Source organism: Emticicia fluvialis (genome assembly GCF_024793945.1).
Classification (GTDB): Bacteria; Bacteroidota; Bacteroidia; order Cytophagales; family Spirosomataceae; genus Emticicia; species Emticicia fluvialis.
On record NZ_JANUSD010000021.1, the window covers coordinates 36,796 to 56,086 of the forward strand.

General features: G+C 43.8%; 20 protein-coding genes. 11 read left to right on the top strand and 9 right to left on the bottom strand.

The features are described 5' to 3' along the window. Positions 1-50: 50 nt before the first annotated feature. The 6 genes from NZ848_RS19820 to NZ848_RS19845 all read left to right on the top strand — a co-directional run bounded on the left by NZ848_RS19820 (position 51) and on the right by NZ848_RS19845 (position 6,206). A complete protein-coding gene (locus NZ848_RS19820; protein ID WP_259016978.1) occupies positions 51-857 on the top strand; it encodes a sulfite exporter TauE/SafE family protein in 807 nt (268 codons plus the stop codon). 77 nt (positions 858-934) lie between these two features. Then, positions 935-2,350 (top strand): MBL fold metallo-hydrolase, encoded by a 1,416-nt coding sequence (locus NZ848_RS19825; RefSeq protein WP_259016979.1) that lies wholly within the window; start codon positions 935-937, stop codon positions 2,348-2,350. A gap of 158 nt (positions 2,351-2,508) precedes the next feature. Then, positions 2,509-3,549 carry a c-type cytochrome gene (locus NZ848_RS19830; RefSeq protein WP_259016980.1) on the top strand — a complete coding sequence of 347 codons (1,041 nt, stop codon included), beginning with the start codon at positions 2,509-2,511 and terminating at the stop codon, positions 3,547-3,549. A gap of 147 nt (positions 3,550-3,696) precedes the next feature. Continuing rightward, the gene (locus NZ848_RS19835) at positions 3,697-5,097 is read left to right on the top strand and encodes a hypothetical protein (RefSeq protein ID WP_259016981.1); all 1,401 of its coding nucleotides are present in this window, start codon (positions 3,697-3,699) and stop codon (positions 5,095-5,097) included. 11 nt (positions 5,098-5,108) lie between these two features. After that, positions 5,109-5,684 carry a YeeE/YedE family protein gene (locus NZ848_RS19840; protein ID WP_259016982.1) on the top strand — a complete coding sequence of 192 codons (576 nt, stop codon included), beginning with the start codon at positions 5,109-5,111 and terminating at the stop codon, positions 5,682-5,684. A 24-nt stretch (positions 5,685-5,708) separates the two neighbouring features. Continuing rightward, positions 5,709-6,206, top strand: a complete 498-nt coding sequence (locus NZ848_RS19845) for a DUF6691 family protein (protein ID WP_253528851.1) — start codon at positions 5,709-5,711, stop codon at positions 6,204-6,206. A 114-nt stretch (positions 6,207-6,320) separates the two neighbouring features. Here NZ848_RS19845 and NZ848_RS19850 read toward each other — a convergent pair whose 3' ends face one another. Continuing rightward, complete coding sequence (locus tag NZ848_RS19850; protein WP_259016983.1) at positions 6,321-6,866, bottom strand: YqgE/AlgH family protein; 546 nt, start codon at positions 6,864-6,866, stop codon at positions 6,321-6,323. Between the two features lie 204 nt (positions 6,867-7,070). On the opposite strand from NZ848_RS19850, the gene NZ848_RS19855 reads away from it, so the two are divergent. The 4 genes from NZ848_RS19855 to NZ848_RS19870 all read left to right on the top strand — a co-directional run bounded on the left by NZ848_RS19855 (position 7,071) and on the right by NZ848_RS19870 (position 9,884). Next, positions 7,071-7,580: an HNH endonuclease gene (locus NZ848_RS19855; RefSeq protein WP_101728402.1), complete on the top strand. Its 510-nt coding sequence runs from the start codon at positions 7,071-7,073 to the stop codon at positions 7,578-7,580. A gap of 114 nt (positions 7,581-7,694) precedes the next feature. Beyond that, positions 7,695-8,252, top strand: a complete 558-nt coding sequence (locus tag NZ848_RS19860) for a YeeE/YedE family protein (protein WP_253528847.1) — start codon at positions 7,695-7,697, stop codon at positions 8,250-8,252. A 5-nt stretch (positions 8,253-8,257) separates the two neighbouring features. After that, positions 8,258-8,749 (top strand): DUF6691 family protein, encoded by a 492-nt coding sequence (locus NZ848_RS19865; protein ID WP_390890901.1) that lies wholly within the window; start codon positions 8,258-8,260, stop codon positions 8,747-8,749. A gap of 112 nt (positions 8,750-8,861) precedes the next feature. Continuing rightward, entirely contained in the window at positions 8,862-9,884 is a 1,023-nt protein-coding gene (locus NZ848_RS19870; protein ID WP_259016984.1) for a DUF6807 domain-containing protein, read from the top strand. A 708-nt stretch (positions 9,885-10,592) separates the two neighbouring features. On the opposite strand, the gene NZ848_RS19875 is transcribed toward NZ848_RS19870, so the two are convergent. Further along, entirely contained in the window at positions 10,593-11,600 is a 1,008-nt protein-coding gene (locus tag NZ848_RS19875; protein ID WP_259016985.1) for a dipeptide epimerase, read from the bottom strand. A 65-nt stretch (positions 11,601-11,665) separates the two neighbouring features. After that, entirely contained in the window at positions 11,666-12,373 is a 708-nt protein-coding gene (locus NZ848_RS19880; protein WP_259016986.1) for a 2-phosphosulfolactate phosphatase, read from the bottom strand. Between the two features lie 137 nt (positions 12,374-12,510). On the opposite strand from NZ848_RS19880, the gene NZ848_RS19885 reads away from it, so the two are divergent. Next, a complete protein-coding gene (locus tag NZ848_RS19885; protein ID WP_259016987.1) occupies positions 12,511-13,005 on the top strand; it encodes a dihydrofolate reductase in 495 nt (164 codons plus the stop codon). A 36-nt stretch (positions 13,006-13,041) separates the two neighbouring features. On the opposite strand, the gene hemB is transcribed toward NZ848_RS19885, so the two are convergent. From hemB to NZ848_RS19915, 6 genes are all read right to left on the bottom strand, one after another. Then, entirely contained in the window at positions 13,042-14,013 is a 972-nt protein-coding gene (gene hemB, locus NZ848_RS19890; protein ID WP_259016988.1) for a porphobilinogen synthase, read from the bottom strand. Between the two features lie 26 nt (positions 14,014-14,039). Next, positions 14,040-14,669, bottom strand: a complete 630-nt coding sequence (locus NZ848_RS19895; protein WP_259016989.1) for an LON peptidase substrate-binding domain-containing protein — start codon at positions 14,667-14,669, stop codon at positions 14,040-14,042. Between the two features lie 52 nt (positions 14,670-14,721). Continuing rightward, complete coding sequence (locus NZ848_RS19900; RefSeq protein WP_259016990.1) at positions 14,722-15,201, bottom strand: gliding motility lipoprotein GldH; 480 nt, start codon at positions 15,199-15,201, stop codon at positions 14,722-14,724. Between the two features lie 30 nt (positions 15,202-15,231). Next, entirely contained in the window at positions 15,232-16,791 is a 1,560-nt protein-coding gene (gene ricT, locus NZ848_RS19905) for a regulatory iron-sulfur-containing complex subunit RicT (protein ID WP_259016991.1), read from the bottom strand. A gap of 373 nt (positions 16,792-17,164) precedes the next feature. Then, positions 17,165-18,463, bottom strand: coding sequence for a phosphoribosylamine--glycine ligase (gene purD, locus NZ848_RS19910; protein WP_259016992.1), 1,299 nt, complete (start codon positions 18,461-18,463; stop codon positions 17,165-17,167). 90 nt (positions 18,464-18,553) lie between these two features. Next, positions 18,554-19,288, bottom strand: a complete 735-nt coding sequence (locus tag NZ848_RS19915) for a hypothetical protein (protein ID WP_259016993.1) — start codon at positions 19,286-19,288, stop codon at positions 18,554-18,556. Between the last annotated feature and the right edge of the window lie 3 nt (positions 19,289-19,291).

Genomic DNA, 19,291 nt, shown 5'->3' on the forward strand with positions numbered 1-19,291 from the left:
GCGGCCGGGTAAAATCTAGTTTTGCAATCGTTATTAAAATGTATTGCAAAATGAATATTACAGAAATCTTAGGATTTGCTTCTTCAGTATTAATTGGCATAAGCCTGGGCCTGATAGGTGGTGGCGGGAGCATCCTTACCCTGCCGGTTCTGGTTTATCTGCTGCATGTAAACCCTGTGTTGTCAACGGCGTATTCTCTTTTTGTAGTGGGTACTACGTCATTAATCGGGTCGGCCAATTACATGAAGCAAAAGTTGGTTAATTATCAGGCCGCTTTGGTTTTTGCTGTGCCTTCATTCATTACTGTTTTTCTTACCCGCAAATATCTGGTGCCTGCCATACCAGACCCTATTCTGGCAGTTGGTGGTTTTGAACTCTCAAAAAATTTAGGGGTAATGCTGTTTTTCGCCATTATTATGCTGGCGGCTGCTTATTCTATGATCAAAAATAAAAAACAGCAGGCAGATGCGGAAGACGGGGCAATCAGATTTAATTATTTTATGATTGCGTTGGAAGGCGCAGTAGTAGGAACCCTGACAGGTGTGGTGGGCGCCGGAGGTGGTTTTTTGATTATTCCGGCACTGGTATTGTTTGCCCACCTGCCCATGAAGTCGGCGGTAGGTACTTCATTGCTTATCATCGCGGCGAAATCATTGATTGGTTTTCTGGGCGACCTGTCTAATCTGGATGTAGACTGGCCATTTCTGCTCGAATTTACGGCCTTGTCTGTAGTAGGCATTTTTGCAGGCACGTATCTTTCAAAGTTTATTGCAGGCGAAAAACTAAAGAAAGGCTTTGGCTGGTTTGTGCTTCTGATGGGTACCTACATACTATTAAAAGAGCTGGTGTTAAAATAACAGCCTTGCGTAATATAAGTCACAGACACGAAAAGGTATGAATAATAAATTTGTAACAAAATTAAACTAATCTAAAGATGTTTTTTCAACATATATACGACAAATCGCTGGCGCAGGGAAGTTATTTTATTGGCTGCCAGAAAGCCGGTGTGGCAATGGTTATTGACCCCAAAAGAGATGTAGATACCTACCTTGAAATAGCCCGGCAGAACAATATGCAAATTACACATATTGCTGAAACGCATATTCATGCCGATTTCCTTTCAGGTGCCAGAGAACTGGCTGCCATTACCGGTGCCGGTATGTACCTGTCAGATGAAGGCGGCCCCGACTGGCAATATGCTTTTGACCACATAGGGCTGAAAGACGGTAGCCTTATTAAGGTAGGCAATCTGAAATTTGAGGTGCTGCATACACCGGGGCACACGCCAGAAAGCATCAGTTTTCTTCTGACAGATACGCCAGCCTCCAGTGCGCCCGTTATGCTGTTTACCGGAGATTTTGTTTTTGTCGGCGATATTGGCAGACCAGACTTACTGGAAAAAGCCGCTGGATTAAAAGGTACTATGGATGCAGGTGCCAGACAAATGTATCTGTCGTTGCAGAAGTTTGAGCAACTGCCTGATTACGTGCAGGTTTGGCCAGGGCATGGGGCTGGTTCGGCCTGTGGTAAGGCTTTGGGCGCTGTAGCCAGCACCACAGTAGGCTATGAGAAGATAAGAAACTGGGCTTTTCAATACCCTGAAGACCCCGAAGGTTTTTCGGAGAGTCTGTTGGCTGACCAGCCTGAACCTCCTAAGTACTTTGCCATGATGAAAATGCTTAACAAGACAGACAGACCCTTGTTAACAACGGTACCCGAACAGACAAAGTTAACCGCCGAGCAGGTGCTGGAAGGGTTGGCTGCAGGAATACAGCTGATTGATACCCGCAATAAGGCTGATTTTGCAGCCGGGTACGTACCCGGGAGCCTGAATGTTCAGGGTAATAACTCTTTTGCTACCTGGATGGGCTGTTTTTTGAATTATCAGGAGCCATTTATGCTGGTGGCTGAAGATAAGCAGATTGAAGACCTTACCCGCAAACTAATGCGTATAGGCCTTGATAACGTGCTGGGTTATGTAAATGATGTAAATAGCCTTGGTATTGAACTTGAAGTAAGCCATGTGCTGACTACTGATGAATTCAGGAATATGGCCAGCAATGATGACATTCAGCTTATTGATTTAAGAGGTGCATCTGAATATAAAACCGGACACATACCTGGCGCCGAAAATGTATTTATTGGCACCCTGCCGCAAAATCTTGATAAGCTGAATAAAGACAAAGAGGTTGTGATTTACTGCCAGGGAGGCGACAGAGCCACCATTGGATATTCTATACTGAAAAAAAACGGATTTGAGCGCATTAGCAATTACTCGGGTGGTATGAACGAATGGGTAAAAACAGGTAATACAGTGGCAATAGAAGAAACTATTGTTAACCTGGTTTAATTCGGTGTTCTCTACAGCAGGATCTTTAAAGGGAGAGAACAGAACCCAACCCCGCAGACGTTTATATTTATTGTAAAGTTTGTGGGGTTGTAGAAAAGTTTCCTAAGCCATATTAAGTACAGATTTATATCATTATTTTGCAGCAAAAAACACCCAGCATGGATATCAGGCTTTTACAAAAACAAATCAGAAGGGTTTCGCTGGTTCTGCGCTTATCGGTTCTGCTTGTTTTTGTTTCTATTGCCGCATTAATTTATACGCTTTATTTTCCTCATTCAAACAGAACTTTTACAAAAACAAAACAGCCTGCCAACGTTGCGTCAGATTCTAATTTTGTAAATGTGTGGAGTGCCCCGTCCGACTGGCGATTAAGCCGCCTTGCCGTTGACGAACAGGAAAGCATTAAGTATGGCCGTGAACTGATAGCCCATACTTCGGCCTATCTGGGGCCTAAGGGCAGCGTGGCGGCTATATCAAACGGGATGAACTGCCAGAACTGCCATCTGGAGGCCGGAACCAAACCCTGGGGAAATAATTATTTTGGAGTACAAGCCAATTATCCAAGATTCAGAGAACGTTCGGGTACTAAAGAGAACCAGGTAAAGCGGGTTAACGATTGCTTTGAACGCAGCCTGAACGGACATCCGCTTGATTCCACCAGTAAAGAGATGAAGGCAATTCTGGCATATATTAAATGGTTAGGCGCTGATGTGCCGCATAAAACCACACCCAAAGGTACAGGCATTTTTAAACTTAAATTGCTTGACCGCGCAGCAGACCCCATTAAAGGTAAGGCTGTGTATGAGCAAAAATGCGCCAGCTGCCACCAGAAAAATGGAGAGGGTATGCTGGCCGAAAGCGGTAGAGAGTATAGTTTTCCGCCGTTGTGGGGGCAACATAGTTATAATGTTGGGGCTGGGTTATTCCGGATATCAAACTTTGCCGGTTATGTAAAGTTAAATATGCCTTTGGGGGCTTCTTTTGATAAGCCACAACTAACCGACGAGGAAGCATGGGATGTAGCCGCTTTTGTGAACACTATGCCCAGACCAACCAAAGATTTAAGTCATGACTGGCCCAAAGTTGCCGCAAAGCCTTTTGACCATCCTTTTGGGCCTTATGCCGACCCGTTCTCAGAGGTTCAGCATAAATACGGGCCTTTCAAGCCTATTAAAGACTGGAAGGCATCTCATCACTAACAAGACAATTTTAATATATTAGATAAGTAATGAACAGTATCTCGCAGCCGGGGTACTGTTTTTATTTACTTTTCCTGTAAGAATGTAACATTTGTCACGGTACTGCCCAACCAGGCCATGTAGTTTTGTAATACTAATTACTGATACATGAGGCAAATAAGTGTGGTTTACCTGCTGTGCCTGTTTTTTATACCAGTACAAATGCTAAAAGGGCAGGAGCAGAAGGCTGTGATTAAAACGGATACTTCAATAATAGCTTACAAGCTGATTAAAAATGGCAGGCTTTATGGCAGAGCGCGGAATTATTTTTCTGCCACCGTTAATCAGGGGGCGCTGACCGATTATTTCGCCTGGGCAGCCGGTGCAGGTATCGGTTATGAGTCGCCCGTTTTTTTCAAACATTTCAGTATGGGCATCAGCGGTTTTACGCAGTTTAACCTGTGGGCATCAGACATGCTGAAACCAGACCCCACAACCAGGCAGGTAAACCGTTATGAAGTAGGGCTTTTTAATATAGAAGACCCGAACTCCGGTAAGGACCAGACTCGACTGGAAGAACTTTACCTCAGATTCAGAGCAGGCCGGAAAATGAATATCACAGCAGGCAGGCAGTACCCGTCAAGCCCATTTTTAAACGTGCAGGATGGCAGAATGCAACCTACGCTGATAGAAGCTGTGGTGACAGACTGGAAACCCACCCAAAATCTGGCTATTCATGCCGAATACATCGGTAAAATTTCACCTCGTTCAACTATTAAATGGTTTTCAGTAGGCAACAGTATGGGGGTTTATCCGATGGGTGTAAACCCTGACGGCTCGGTCTCTGCTTATAAAAATAACATCACAACCCGCGGCATTGGTGTACTGGGTTTAACCTTTACCAGAAAAAACTGGCAAATACAACTTTGGGATACTTATCTGGACCAGGTACTGAATACTGCCTTTGCTCAGGTTGAATGGAGGTCGGTACCCCAGGCAGGATTTAACTGGTTTGCAGGCGCGCAGGCTGTTTTTCAGCATACGCTGGCCGATGGCGGTAATGCCGACCCGGCCAAAACTTACGCCTTGCCCGGTGGTGGTGCGCAGGTGTTTTCAGGTCGGTTCGGCCGGCAGGCGAAAAATTTCAGCTGGTTCGTAAACGTAACCAGAATTACTGACAAGGGCAGATACCTGATGCCCAGAGAATGGGGCAAAGAACCCTTCTATACTTTTATGCCCCGCGAGAGAAACGATGGTTTCGGCGATTTATCTGCTGTTTCAATTAACACTGCCCTGCAGTTAAGGTCTGATTTGAGTCTGGAAATAAGCGGAGGGTATTATCAATTGCCTGATGTAAAGAACTACAACCTTAATAAATACGGAATGCCATCGTACACCCAGTTGAATCTTTCAGTTACCCATAAGTTCGGCCAATACCTGCGTGGCCTGAGTACCCGCCTGTTATTGATGAGGAAAGACGCCACGGGTGAAACCTACCAGAACATGAAATTTATATTCAACAAAGTGAATATGACACACCTGAACTTAATTACAAATTACCAATTCTAAAAAAAATCCTTATGAAAGAAATCCTCGAACTGATTACCCAACCCTGGCCCTGGTATGTTGCCGGGCCGCTTATTGGTCTTACAGTACCCACACTGCTATTAATTGGCAACAAATCTTTTGGTATCTCTTCTTCTTTGCGGCATATATGCGCTGCTTGTTTTCCGGCAGATATTCCTTTTTTTAAATACAACTGGAAAAACGAAATATGGAATCTGGTTTTTGTATTGGGGGTATTTTTTGGAGGAATGATAGCCACCCATTTTCTTGAGAATCCGAATGCCTTTGTGTTGTCTGAAAATACCATAGCAGACCTTAAAGCGCTCGGCATAAAAGATTTCGGCGGTTTAATGCCCGCCGATTTGTTTACAGTAGCAGAGTTGTTTACCTTAAAAGGCTTTGTGTTTTTTGTGGTGGGTGGTTTTATGGTTGGTTTTGGTACGCGCTATGCAGGCGGCTGTACTTCCGGCCATGCCATTATGGGGTTGTCTAATCTGCAATGGCCCAGTCTGGTGGCTACCTGCTGTTTTATGGCTGGGGGCATTTTTATGACGCACCTCGTTCTTCCACATATTTTAAAACTTGTTTAAGCATTAAAACCACTTTGTACTTCAATGAAAACCACTAAAGAGCAGATTGAAATAAGCGGGGAACCCTTTATATGTGAAGCCCCTAACGATATGAAAAGAGCCGAAGGCCCTTTGGAAAACCTGAAATATCTGGTGGTAGGCATAGCCTTCGGTATTGTTTTTGTGAAGGCCGAAATCATTTCCTGGTTTCGTATTCAGGAGATGTTCAGGTTTCAGAGCTTCCACATGTATGGCGTAATAGGTAGCGCCATTCTGGTAGGTATGGTATCTGTCTATCTGATAAAAAAATACAACATTAAAACTATGAATGGAGAAGAGGTGATTTTCCACCCCAAGAAATTCCAGAAAGGCCAGATTTACGGCGGTTTGATTTTCGGGTTGGGTTGGGCACTAACGGGCGCCTGTCCGGGCCCGCTTTTTGCTCAGATAGGGAGTGGCTTTGTTGTGGTACTTGTTACATTGGCCAGTGCAGTGGCAGGTACCTGGGTGTATGGTTTTTTGAAAGATAAGCTTCCCAACTGACCGAGGTTTAGATGGTTAAATGTTGAGATAACTCCGGATGTTTTTTCCGGAGTTATTTTCTTAACATAGATTTTAACTGAATCAGATATCATATTTAGAAAAGTATATCTGCCATTAATTCAGCCTTGGGTCTGTTGGGTAGTTAGATAACACCTTGTATTCGCCACCCATGTTTTTTAGCACCGAACGCCAGAACTGGTCTGCCGGGGTATCAAAAATAAAATGGGCATTGGTTTCTGTAACAATCCATGAATCGCGCTTCATTTCGTCATCCAGTTGCCCGGCCGACCACCCCGAATATCCTACAAAAAGGCGAATGTCTTTTTCTGTAATTTTACCGATGTTAATCAGTGTTTTCACGCTTTCAAAATCTCCTGACCAGTAGATACCTCCACCCAGCGAAACAGCCCCTTCAATTTCATCACCAAGGCGATGAATAAAGTGCAAAGTGTTCTGTTCAACGGGGCCACCCAGAAACAAAGGCAGGTCTCCGTAAATATTCTCCATTACGTCGTCCAGTTTCAGGTTAGTGGTCTGGTTCAGTACCAGCCCGAAAGACCCCTGCGCGTTATGTTCACACAATAGCACAACGCTCCGTTCAAAATTGGGGTCACCTAAAAACGGTTCAGCAATTAATAATTTCCCTTTACCTACCGGCATATTCCTTGGCTTATGTGTAAAAAAATATTTTTGTATTCGTGCGGTATACCAAAACACCGCGTTAGCAACCGCTCTGAAAACATTCTCCAAAATAGAGGTTTTCAGACTAACGAAAAAACAATTTCCTGAAAATCTTGCTATTGTAAATTTAAAATTTATGAACTATATTGCCTTGCGAATTGAACTTTTAATCTTAATAGTTATATGGGCAGGAAAGTTTTAGTTTTGAATGCCGACTATAGTGCATTAAGTATCTGTACCGTTCCCAAAGCTTTTTCGTTAGTGTACCTCAACAAAGCTGAACTGGTATCAGACTCCCAGCGGGGCTACCTCCGGACCGTCAGTAGCACTTATCCGCTCCCCTCAGTTATCAGGCTTCACCGTTACGTAAGTTTACCGTTCAAAGGTGTGATGCTCAGCAGGCAGAATGTATTCAGGCGGGACGGTAACAAATGTGTGTACTGCGGAAGCCACGAAGACCTCACCCTCGACCACCTGACACCTAAATCAAAAGGCGGAAAAACAAACTGGGATAACCTGGTAACCGCCTGTCGCCGTTGCAACTCCCGAAAAGGCGACCTTTCCCCTGAAGAAGCAAACCTCTCTCTCTCCCGAAGACCCTACAAGCCCTCATTTATTATGTTCCTCCGCGATTTCGCAGGCTCCATAGAGGAGAACTGGGTTCCTTTTCTGGGTATCAGAGAGAAAACATAAGGCTTTAAACTCATTGTATTATCATGCCGGTAGTTTATTAGCATAAACTAATCAATAAGTAGTCTATAATTGTAGTAGATTATTTTGTAGGTTTGTGCATAAAACTATTGTAATATGCTCGAACTTCTCAAACAGCCCTGGCATTGGTCAGTAGCCGGTGTCATTATAGGTCTTTTTGTCCCTTTGCTCTTAGTAGCCGGCAATAAGGCTTTCGGAATCTCGTCGTCTATGCGGCATATCTGTGCAGCTATTCTGCCCGCTAAAATTCCTTACTTTAATTATGACTGGAAGAAAGAAAGCTGGAATCTGGTTTTTGTAGCCGGTGTAGTTATCGGTGGCTGGATAGCGGCGCATCTGCTTACTAACCCTGAACCTGTAAAAATAGCCGACAGCACCCGTGCTTATCTGCAATCTATTGGTATTCAGGAGTACGGCGCTCTGGTACCCACCGATTTGTTCAGCTGGGAAAACCTACTGACCATTCGCGGATTCATATTTATGGTAGTAGGGGGCTTTCTGGTAGGTTTTGGCACCCGCTATGCAGGTGGTTGTACTTCGGGGCATTCTATTATGGGTTTGTCTAATCTGCAATTGCCCTCGCTTATAGCCACTATCTGTTTTATGGCAGGTGGTTTTATAGTTACCTGGTTTGTAATACCCTATTTAAAATGAGCAACATGAAAGATATTAAAGATATAGACCAGTTAGATTTTGAAACACAGAATCTGGCAGAAGAGGCTCCCAGGAAAATTACCCCTGCCAGTTTGCTGAAATACCTTGTGTTTGGGATGGGCTTTGGCATTGTGCTGGTTAAGGCCGAGGTTATTTCGTGGTTCCGCATTCAGGAGATGTTCCGGCTTGAATCTTTTCACATGTACGGCGTAATAGGCACAGCTGTAGTGGTGGGTGCCATATCTGTACAGATTATTAAAAGATTAAATATAAAAAGCCTTAGCGGCGAATCCATTAAACTAGACCCGAAGCCTTTCAGCAAAGGGCAGATATTTGGCGGTTTGCTCTTTGGCTTTGGCTGGGCGTTAACAGGGGCTTGCCCGGGCCCTATTTATGCGCAGATAGGTACTGGAGTTACCGTGTTTATTGTTACTTTATTAAGCGCACTGGCCGGAACCTGGTTTTACGGTTTAATCAGAGAAAAACTACCGCATTGAGCAAATGGCTTATTTAAAGTCAAAAAAATATAATAAAAAGCTAATATATGGGTAGAGACATTAGCAAATGCTTGCTTAATTTGCTCTATCATTATTTCAATCCGATATACTCATGAAAAAATTATTGTTGTTATTACTGTTGAGTCCGGCAATGCTTTTTGCTCAAACCAAAGATGTGAAGCTTGTACGAGACGATGCAGGCAAGAAAGTAAATGTACTGATAGACGGCAAACCATTTACTTCTTATTTCTATCCGGGTCCGGATGTACTCAAAAAAGCTGTTTTATATCCGGTTTATACCTCAAAAGGAACATTGATTACCCGTGGCTGGCCGCTGGACCCTCGTCCGGGCGAAAGAGTTGACCATCCACACCATGTAGGTATCTGGTTGAACTACGAAGACGTAAACGGCCATGATTTCTGGAATAACTCTAACACACCGCCTAGCGCCAAGGGTACTTATGGTACTATTGTGCATACGGGTATCAAATCAGTAAAATCAGGTAAAAAAGGTATATTGGTAGTAACTGCCAACTGGCTGGATAAAGAGGGCAAAGTAATGCTGACAGAAGAAACTACTTATACTTTTCAGGGTACAGGTAACCAACGGATTATAGACAGAGCTACCACACTTACAGCTGCTGATAAAGAGGTGGTGTTTAAAGATGTGAAAGACGGTTTATTTGCGATTCGCGTAGCCAGAGAACTGGAACACCCATCAAACAAGCCTGAGGTATTTACTGATGCCAGTGGTGTGGCTACTAAAGTGCCTGTGCTAGACAACAAGGGTATTGTAGGAAGCTATCAGAACAAAGAAGGTATCGAAGGAGAAGCGACCTGGGCAAAACGCTCGGAGTGGGTAAACCTGAGAGGCCAGATTGGCGACGAGAAAATATCGGTAGCCATTATTGACCACCCTAAAAATCCGGGGTACCCGGCTTACTGGCATTCACGTGGGTATGGTCTTTTCTCGGTGAATCCATTGGGACAAAAAGTATTCTCAAACGGTAAAGAGACATTGAATCTGACATTGGCACCGAAACAATCTACTACCTTCCGTTACAGAGTGGTAGTAACATCTGGCGAGGTGTCTGATGCTGACTTAAATAAACTGGAAACAGATTTTGGCAAGTAAGAGATAGATTAAATAGCAGGAAAGGGTGTCACGATTATTCGAGACACCCTTTCTTGTTTCAGATAATTCCATTAGTAAATATTTATAAGTTCGATAAAAGTATCACGTAGTGATAGTATATCTGTAGATAAGAGCCCTCTAGCAAAATTGTGAAGTCCCGTAGGGACGATATATTAATATGCCGTCCCTACGGGACTTTGAATGGGTTTTGCGTCTTAATTTTCAACTGATATGTCGTCCCTGACGGGGCTTTTTAACTTACTGTTGGCATAATAATTTATGACTAGTTGACGCGAAATGATAGCAGGAAAAGTATCACGTAGTGATAGTATATCTGTAGAAAAAGAGGTCTCCTAATAAGCTCGAAATCCCGTAGGGACGATATATTAATATGCCGTCCCTACGGGACTTTGAATGGTTTTTGTGTCTTAATTTTCTACTGATATGTCGTCCCTGACGGGACTTTTTAACCTACTGTTGGCATAATAATTTATGACTAGTTGACGCGAAAAGTTAGCAGGAAAAGTATCACGTAGTGATAGTATATCTGTAGGAAAAGAGGTCTCTTAATAAGCTCAAAATCCCGTAGGGATGATATATTAACATATCGTACCTACGGGATTTCGAATGGGTTTTACGTATTAATTTTCTACTGATATGTAGTCCCTGACGGGACTTTTTAACCCATTATCATTTAAAAAATAATTCTTACAACAACGCCCCCGTACCATTCACATTCGGGAAGATGGGCTTGCCTTTATCAAGATATACACCCGTAGCAGGGTCGTTGGCAATCAGGATAGAGCCATCCATATCTACGTAGTCTAATAACGGCAATAACTGCCCGATGGCCGAAATACCAATGCTGGTTTCGGTCATGCAGCCGCACATTACTTTCATGCCTAACTCACGGGCTTCGGCTATCATTCTTCTTGCGGGTGTTAAACCACCGCACTTAGCCAGTTTTACATTTACGCCGTGGAAACGCCCGAAGCATTTTTTTACATCTTCTTCCACGATGCAGCTTTCGTCGGCAATCAGTGGTAAAACAGAGTGCTTCATTACTTCTTCCATAGATGCGTACTCACCTTTTGCCATCGGCTGCTCAATAAACTCTACGTTCAGTTTGCTGAATTCAATAGAATTTTTGATGGTTTCTTCCACGCCCCAGGCACAATTGGCATCTACCCTGAAAACGGCATCGGTATGCTTGCGGAGTTCTTTTACAATCTCCACGTCGTGGTCAGTACCCAGCTTGATTTTGTAAATCGGGAAATCGAACTCCTGCATTTTTGATACCATCATTTCAATGGTATCAATACCGATTGTATAGTTTGAATACGGAACTTTATCAATTGATAATCCCCAGAGTTTATAGAGCGGCTGCCCCAGTTTTTTACCAAACAAGTCCCACGCAGCCATGTCTAAGGCACAGTGCGCAAAAGGATTATCTTTCAGGTAAGGGTACATGGTTGCCCAGAAATCTTCCGGATTCTGCAAATCGTAGTTCTCAATTAACGACTGGTATTCGGCTAGTTTATCTCTCATACCCTCGGCGGTTACACCATAGTAGGGTATAGGGGTGGCTTCACCATAGCCGCTGTGTTCGCCATCCTGCAGCTCAACAATAAACGCATCGATATCATCTCGCGAGCCATGTGCAATGGTAAAAGTATGCCGCATTTGCAGCTTTAGAATATGGAATTTCAGTTTCATGGGAGAACCATTGAGCGAATTAGTGATTGAGCGAATGAGCGATTAATTGTTTGCATTCATCAAATTTATAGATTTACCAGCTCATTGCCTCTTAAGATAGGTACTACGTCGTACAGGTCTTTTTGAAGGCAATAGGCAATGTCTTTATGAATACCCAGGTTTTGCAGGCGACGAATGTGCGACGAATTAGCCAGATACCCGATTAAATCGTCCTTAGCCTGGTTGTACAAACGATGCGACATAATGGCGCTGTCTTCCGGTACAAAATACTCGTCTTCCAGTGCGGCAATTAAAGCCCCGGCAAATAGCGTATCTTCAATGTTTACACGGCCTTTCCAACCGGCACACAGCACCAGTACATCATAAGGCTGCGTTTTCAGGTAAGTAACTATGGCATTCAGGTTCAGAAAAGACCCGGCCAGCACTTTTACTGCCGATGCCTTGGCTTTGGTGATAGAGTAGGTGCCGTTGGTGGTGGTCATGGCTATTTTTTCACCAATCAGTTTTTCGTTCATGTAGCTGAACGGCGAATTGTCAAGCTCAAAGCCTTCTACTTTACTGGCATTGCGCTCGGCAGCGGCAATATAACCTTTCTCCTGCAGGTTTTTGCACTCCTCTACGGTTTCTACCGGAATAATGCTCTTAACGCCATAAGCAAATGCAGTAACCATGCAGGAAGTAGCACGAAAGATATCTGCTATAATTACAATGGAGTTGTCGATATTATGCAGGTGTAGTAAATCAGGAGTGAGGCAAACGTCAATATTTTTCATTCAGTGATAATAAAAAAACTCAGACAACAGGCTGGCTATCTGAATTGGCTTTAGTGACTAAAATTTCAGCAAATATGCCAAAAAATGCTGTAAAAGCCTATTAAAAACGCTAAATTGCAAGCACAAAAATTGAACAGATGATTTCGATAATAGTAGCCATTGCTGAAAACAGAGCCATAGGAAAAAACAACCAGTTGCTGTGGCGACTTTCAACCGATTTAAAGCATTTCAAGACGCTCACAAGTGGCCATGCCATCATTATGGGCCGCAAAACGTTTGAGTCAATCGGTAAGCCGCTGCCCAACCGCACCAATATCGTTATTACCCGTTCGGATAAGGTTTCAGATGATGCTTCGGTTCTGATAGCCGATTCTATTGATAAAGCCATTGAACTGACAAAACAAGCGCAAGGGGCCGATGAAATTTTTATAGTAGGCGGAGGGAATATCTATGAACAGGCGCTAAGCATTACAGATAAAATTTACCTGACGGAAGTAAAAGTAAGCATTGAGGGGGATACGTACTTCCCGGAATTGAGTGCTGATGAATGGCAGGAGGTTTCAAGAGTAGCGCATCAGAAAGATGAGAAGAATGAGTTTGATTTTGATATTGTAGAGTTAGAAAGAAAATAAAACAAAAAAGCCCGGCAAAACCGGGCTTCCTGCTTATTATGCTTTCAACTGCGCAAATTCTTTTGCAAAGTAGCTCAATATAATATTTGCCCCGGCACGTTTTATGCTCAACAGCATTTCATACATGGCTTTTTGTCCGTCTATCCAGCCGTTTTGTGAGGCGGCTTTTATCATGGCATATTCGCCGGATACGTTGTAGGCTGCTATGGGCAACGGGAAATTATCTGACAAGGTTTTGATAACATCCAGATACGAGAAAGCCGGTTTCACCATCAGGAAGTCTGCGCCTTCTTCCATATCCAACTGGCCTTCAATCAAAGCCTCGCGTACGTTGGCCGGGTTCATCTGATAAGTCTTTTTATCTCCAAATTTCGGTGCAGAATCAAGCGCATCACGGAAAGGTCCGTAAAAGGCACTGGCATATTTGGCGGAGTATGACATAATGCTGACATCTGAAAAACCTTCATCTTCCAGCAACTCGCGGATATAACCCACACGGCCATCCATCATGTCTGATGGCCCCAGTATATCGGCTCCCGCTCTCGCCTGTGCCACTGCCATTTTGCCCAGCACATCAAGTGTTTCATCGTTCAGAATCCGTCCGTTTTCAACAATACCATCGTGGCCGTCGCTGCTATAAGGGTCAAGCGCAATATCGGTCATTAATGCCAAATCAGGGAATTGAGTTTTTATCTCGCTCAATGCGCGTAGGTAGAGCGTATCCGGATTATAGCTTTCGGTGGCATATTTATCTTTCTTGGCCTCAGGATAATTGGGGAAAAGACAGATAGATTTAATACCCAAATCGGTTACTTCTTTCAATTCTTCCAGCATTGTATCTAATGAAAAGCGATAGATACCCGGCATGGATTTAATTTCGCTTCTGATGTCTGCTCCTTCCATTACAAACATCGGAAATATAAAGTCGTTGACAGAAAGCGTGGTCTCCTGCACCAGGTCTCTGATAGCAGCACTTTTACGGTTTCTTCTGGGTCTATGAATAAGCATGTGTATATCTGGTATTGTTTGAATACTTAAAAATTAAGGGTGTCCAGTTCCTTGAAATGGCCATTCATGGCAATGCGTTCTTTGGCCCGCTCTATTTCTGTTACAACGGGTATAATCCGTTCCAGGTGAGAGATGAGTATTTTCTGCCTTTCGGCTTCGGTCGGAATCGTTAGCAATTGATATTCTTCATTAACAGAAAGACCTATCTTATGGGCAATGCGGTAGCTGAACGGCTGGTAGTTTGGCTTATAATAGTCAATATTTATTTTCAGCAGTTTGTATAGCCGGTCTACAAGGCTCAATAAAAACGGATTTATTTCTTCGCTTAAATCCTGATTTTGGTCAAACGCCACTTCACCACCTGAATAGAGTTTTCCTTCAACCGGATTCTGGAAATCAACAATTCTGAAAACCCTCAGCCCTTTGGTTTTAATATCCATCTGGCCGTCGTCATAGCGTTTCGAAAGCTGGGTAATATGCACTTCGGTGCCGTATCCGGCTACCTTATTAATAACGAAAGTAGGGATGCCGAAAGTTACCTGATTCTCAAGGCACTCGTTAATCAACTCTTTGTAACGAGGCTCAAAAATATGCAGGTTTAAATCTTCATGAGGAAAGACTACCAGATTTAGCGGAAAAAGCGGTAAGAAACTCATAGCAGCCTAATTTGTGGAACATCAGCTTTGAATGATAACACGATGCCTGCCGTTATGGTTTCGGTGGCAGCGGTTTTTCGATACTCACACCAACCGACATAATATAAGGCAGGGGGTCCTGGCGCATGTATTGTTTCAGCTTGATAGTGTATTTGCCTTTTTTAGGAAATCTGAAACCCCGGCTGGAGATAATCTTGCTGTCGAAAATATCACCCAAGCCTTTACCAAGCGGCTTGCCCGTTTTAGGGTCAAACAAAATAACCTGCTCAAGCCTGTTGCTTATCAGCTTGTTATCCGGCCCGTAAATGTAGCGGGTGAGGTACAGGTTATTATATGGGTACTGTGAGGCATTTCTAATTAAAAGAAAGATATCATAATCGATGGTTTCGTCAGTCACCTCAAAGGTAAAAGACGGCACATCTTTGATATACCACTTCATATCCTTAAAATCTGTAAAAGACTTATAGATGGCGTTGCTGTCGCAGGATAGCACCGCCATACATAGTATAAAGCCTAAAAAAAGGTTTTTCATCCGATCAATTGATTTTCAGTTCCGTAATTCTCAGCCGGGCTGATTCGGATTATTATTGTTTTTATTGCCATTAGGCTGGGAATTGTTTTTCGGCTGATTTCTCTGCTGATTTTTGTTCCCGCCCTGGTTGTTCTGCTGTTTAGCCGGGCTATTTGCGTTTGCACCCTGATTATTGGGTTGGTTCGACTGTTTTGGCTGGTTGCCGCCCTGTTTGCTCGGGGTGCCACCGGCGTTTGGCGTGGCCGGCTGCTGTTTATTGGGCTGGTTTTGTTGCTTAGGCTGGTTAGCTACGTGATTGCCCTGGTTGTTCTGTGGCTTGGTCTGGTTAGCGCCCTGATTGCCGGGCTGCTGCTGTTTATTGGGATTACCACCCTGGTTTGGCTGATTACCCTTCTGATTTGGTTGTTGCGCCCCTTTATTGCCCTGATTATTCTGTGGTTTATTCTGGTTTCCCGGCTGCCCGCCTTGTTTGGGTTGTTGCGGCTGGTTGCCTTGTTTTTGTGCAGGTGGCTGGTTACCGGTTTTCTGGTTATTACCTTGTGGCCTTACCTCATTTCTTTGCTCTTTAGATGAAGAATGATGAGGCTTCTTACCCTTATCGGTATATTTTCTATCCAGACGGTCAAGATCTGAATTCCTCGGTGCGTTTCTGTCAGATACAGTGGTATCGAGCAGGTTCAAATCTTCCAATGACGAAGGTACGAGGCCTTGTTCATTCATTTTCATGATTTCAACTACCTTATGAATAGGAAGCGAGTGCCAGTTAATATCGTTATTATAACTGAACCACATAATACGGCGGAAGATATCCGTCTTTTGAAGAACTGCGATGCCTTTCTCGGTTTTCAGTGGTTTTTCTACAGTTGGTATGTCGCTCAACGCATCCAGATAAGTCTCCAACTCGTAGTTAAGGCAGCATTTCAAACGCCCGCACTGGCCGCTAAGTTTGGCCGGATTCAAGGATAGATTCTGATAACGTGCCGCTGAAGTAGGAATAGCCCTGAAGTCAGTCAGCCAGGTTGAACAGCACAATTCGCGACCGCAGGAACCAATACCGCCGACACGGGCGGCCTCCTGACGCAGGCTGATTTGCTTCATTTCAACCCGGATTTTGAATTCGGCAGCCAGTAATTTGATTAACTCGCGGAAATCGACACGGTCGTCGGCAGAATAATAGAACGTCGCCTTGGTGTTGTCTGACTGAAACTCAACGTCAGACACCTTCATGCCCAGTTTCAGGTCTTTGGCAATTTCGCGTACGCGGTACATAGTGGGCAGGTCGCGGGCAATGGCCTGCTGGTGCTTTTCTATGTCTTTATCCTGCGCAATCCTTAATATTTTTCTGATGTTTTCGTCGTCCTGAATACCCTTTTTTATCATTTGCAGGCGAACCAACTCGCCTTGTAACGACACGCTACCAATGTGGTAGCCGGTAGGCATTTCACAAATCACAAAGTCGCCGGTATATAACTCAAGGTTGTTTGTATTTCTGAAATACTCCTTACGGCCGCCTTTAAATTTTATCTCAACAACATTATAGCGCATACTGGTTGGTACTTCCATGTTTGAAAGCCAATCGTATGCATTCATTTTATTACATCCACCTGTTGAGCAGCCGCCTGATGAGCAGCCTGCAACGGTTTTATGATTCGATTTTTCGGTTCTGTCTAAGGCCTTTACTGCTCCGCAGCCACCTGATGAACATTGTCCACAGCCCATATCCTCTTTATTGTAAATGAGTGAATTATTTGATTAATCAATAGCTGAAGTATATTGAGTGAACTAGTGATTGAGCTAATTAGTGATTTAAATAAAGCTCAGTCATACTCATTTTCTGCAGCCATTGTTTTGATATAGGCAGAGGTCAGTTTACGCTGTTTTATAAACAATAAGTGTATAGTTATGGTGAATAAAATTCCACTAATCTTAAATGTTGTTTGCGTCTGAAACGATTCCGAGTACCTTAATTATCTGTTTTCAGATACTCCAAAAGGTCTTTGCCTATGTCTTTTCTATAGTATTTTCTGTCAAATATAATGTTTTTTGCTAATCTTTGCGATTTCTGGCGGGCAGAATTTAAAGTACGTGCCATACCTACCGAAACAATCACCCGGCCACCGTTGGTTAAAACACTGTTGTTCTCTGCCAGTTTTGTGCCTGCATGAAAAATAATGGTGTCTTTTTCGGCCTCTGGTATCTGCATCAAATCACCTTTGCGGTAGTCTTCCGGGTATCCTCCGGCCACAACCACGGTAGCAATTGCCGCTTTCGGATTAATGGTCAGTTTTATTTTATCCAGTTTACCGTCAGCAGTAGCTTTCATCAGTTTTACCATATCGGTTTTTATTCTTGGTAAAACTACCTCCGTTTCAGGGTCGCCCATGCGGGCGTTATATTCTATTACATAAGGTTCGCCGTTGACATTCATCAATCCAACGAAAATAAACCCTACATATTTGATTCCCTCAGCCTGCAAGCCAATCAAGGTAGGTTTTACTACCTTTTCTTCTACTTTTTGCAAAAAGGCTTCATCAGCAAACGGCACCGGCGAAACAGCGCCCATGCCACCGGTATTCAAGCCTTTGTCGCCTTCGCCAATGCGTTTATAGTCTTTGGCTTCGGGTAGTATTTTGTAGTTTTTGCCGTCGGTAAGCACAAATACCGACAGCTCAATGCCACTCAGAAACTGTTCTACCAGTACTTTGCTGCTGGCATCGCCAAACTTTGCCTCGGCCAGCATTTCATGCAAAGCCTGTTTGGCTTCTTTCATGCTCTCGGCAATAATTACTCCTTTGCCTGCTGCCAGGCCGTCGGCCTTTAATACAATTGGTAACGATTGTGTTTCAAGGTATGCTAAACCTTCTGCTAGCGTGTCTTTGGTAAAGGTTTTAGAAGCTGCCGCCGGTACGCCGTATTTCTGCATAAAGGCTTTTGAGAAATCTTTGCTTCCTTCCAACTGTGCACCTGTGGCATCGGGGCCAACAATTTTTATTTTTTTAAGGGCTTTGTCTTTCTTAAAGAAATCAACAATACCTTTAACCAGTGGTTCTTCGGGCCCTACTATTACCATTTCTATATTATGCTCTTTTACTGCTGCAGCAATACCGGTAAAATCGCTCACTGCCAGAGGTAAGTTGGTAGCCACTTGTGCCGTACCTGCATTACCCGGTGCAACAAATAGTTGCGAACAGTTTTTAGATTGAGAAATCTTCCAGGCAAATGCATGCTCGCGACCACCAGAGCCAATAATCAAAATGTTCATTTAATCTAAAATTATAAGTTTCAAAGGGGCAAAGGTCGGAAGTTTTTCGGAAAAGAAAAAAACGGAAATTAAAATTGACGGTTTGAAGCGCTAAAATTCAAATTGGTTATGCTGTTTTACTTTTTCTACGGTGTGCATGATGGCTATTCGGCCACCGTAAGCAATCTTGCCTGATACCGCTCTGGCGGCTGTCAGATAAGCCAGTTTGGTATGCAGTCCGCCTTGGCCAAAAAACTCTTTTTCTGTACTAAGGTTGGTGAGCGCAAGAGGTACCGGCGACAAAAAACCGAGTTCTGCCCGGTATGCTTTGTAGCGCAGGGCGCTGTCGGTGGTGCTCACAAACCGGTTGTCTAGCATCAGTGCCACACCTTCGTCAAACCAGGTGGGTATGGTGGTTCTGGTTTTCCACCAGCCCAGGCGGGTCATCAGTTCATCGTGCGACATCTCATGCGCAATAACATCGGCATTCAGCCCGTCTTTATTCAGTACAATCCATGAGCCCACCGGTGTGCCTATCGTGCAGCCTGCACCCTCGGCAGTGCGGCAATACTTCAAATACTGCTGTGGGTCATTACAAAAGATAATGGTTGCATGCCCCAGCCTGTTACCCCAGAAATCATTTACTCTTTTTTTTGCAATGCCTATATACTTTAGTAGAGCGTCGCGCTGTTTTAATGTAGAGCTGCCTGAAACATACACCCGGGGCTGCAATGATTGGAAATCATCATAGGCCACAACCGAACAGCGTAATACCTGCGGAAAAACCGCCATAAAGAGTACAAAAACAACTAAAAGAAAGAAAAGTATGGGTTTGATAAATTTCATTAA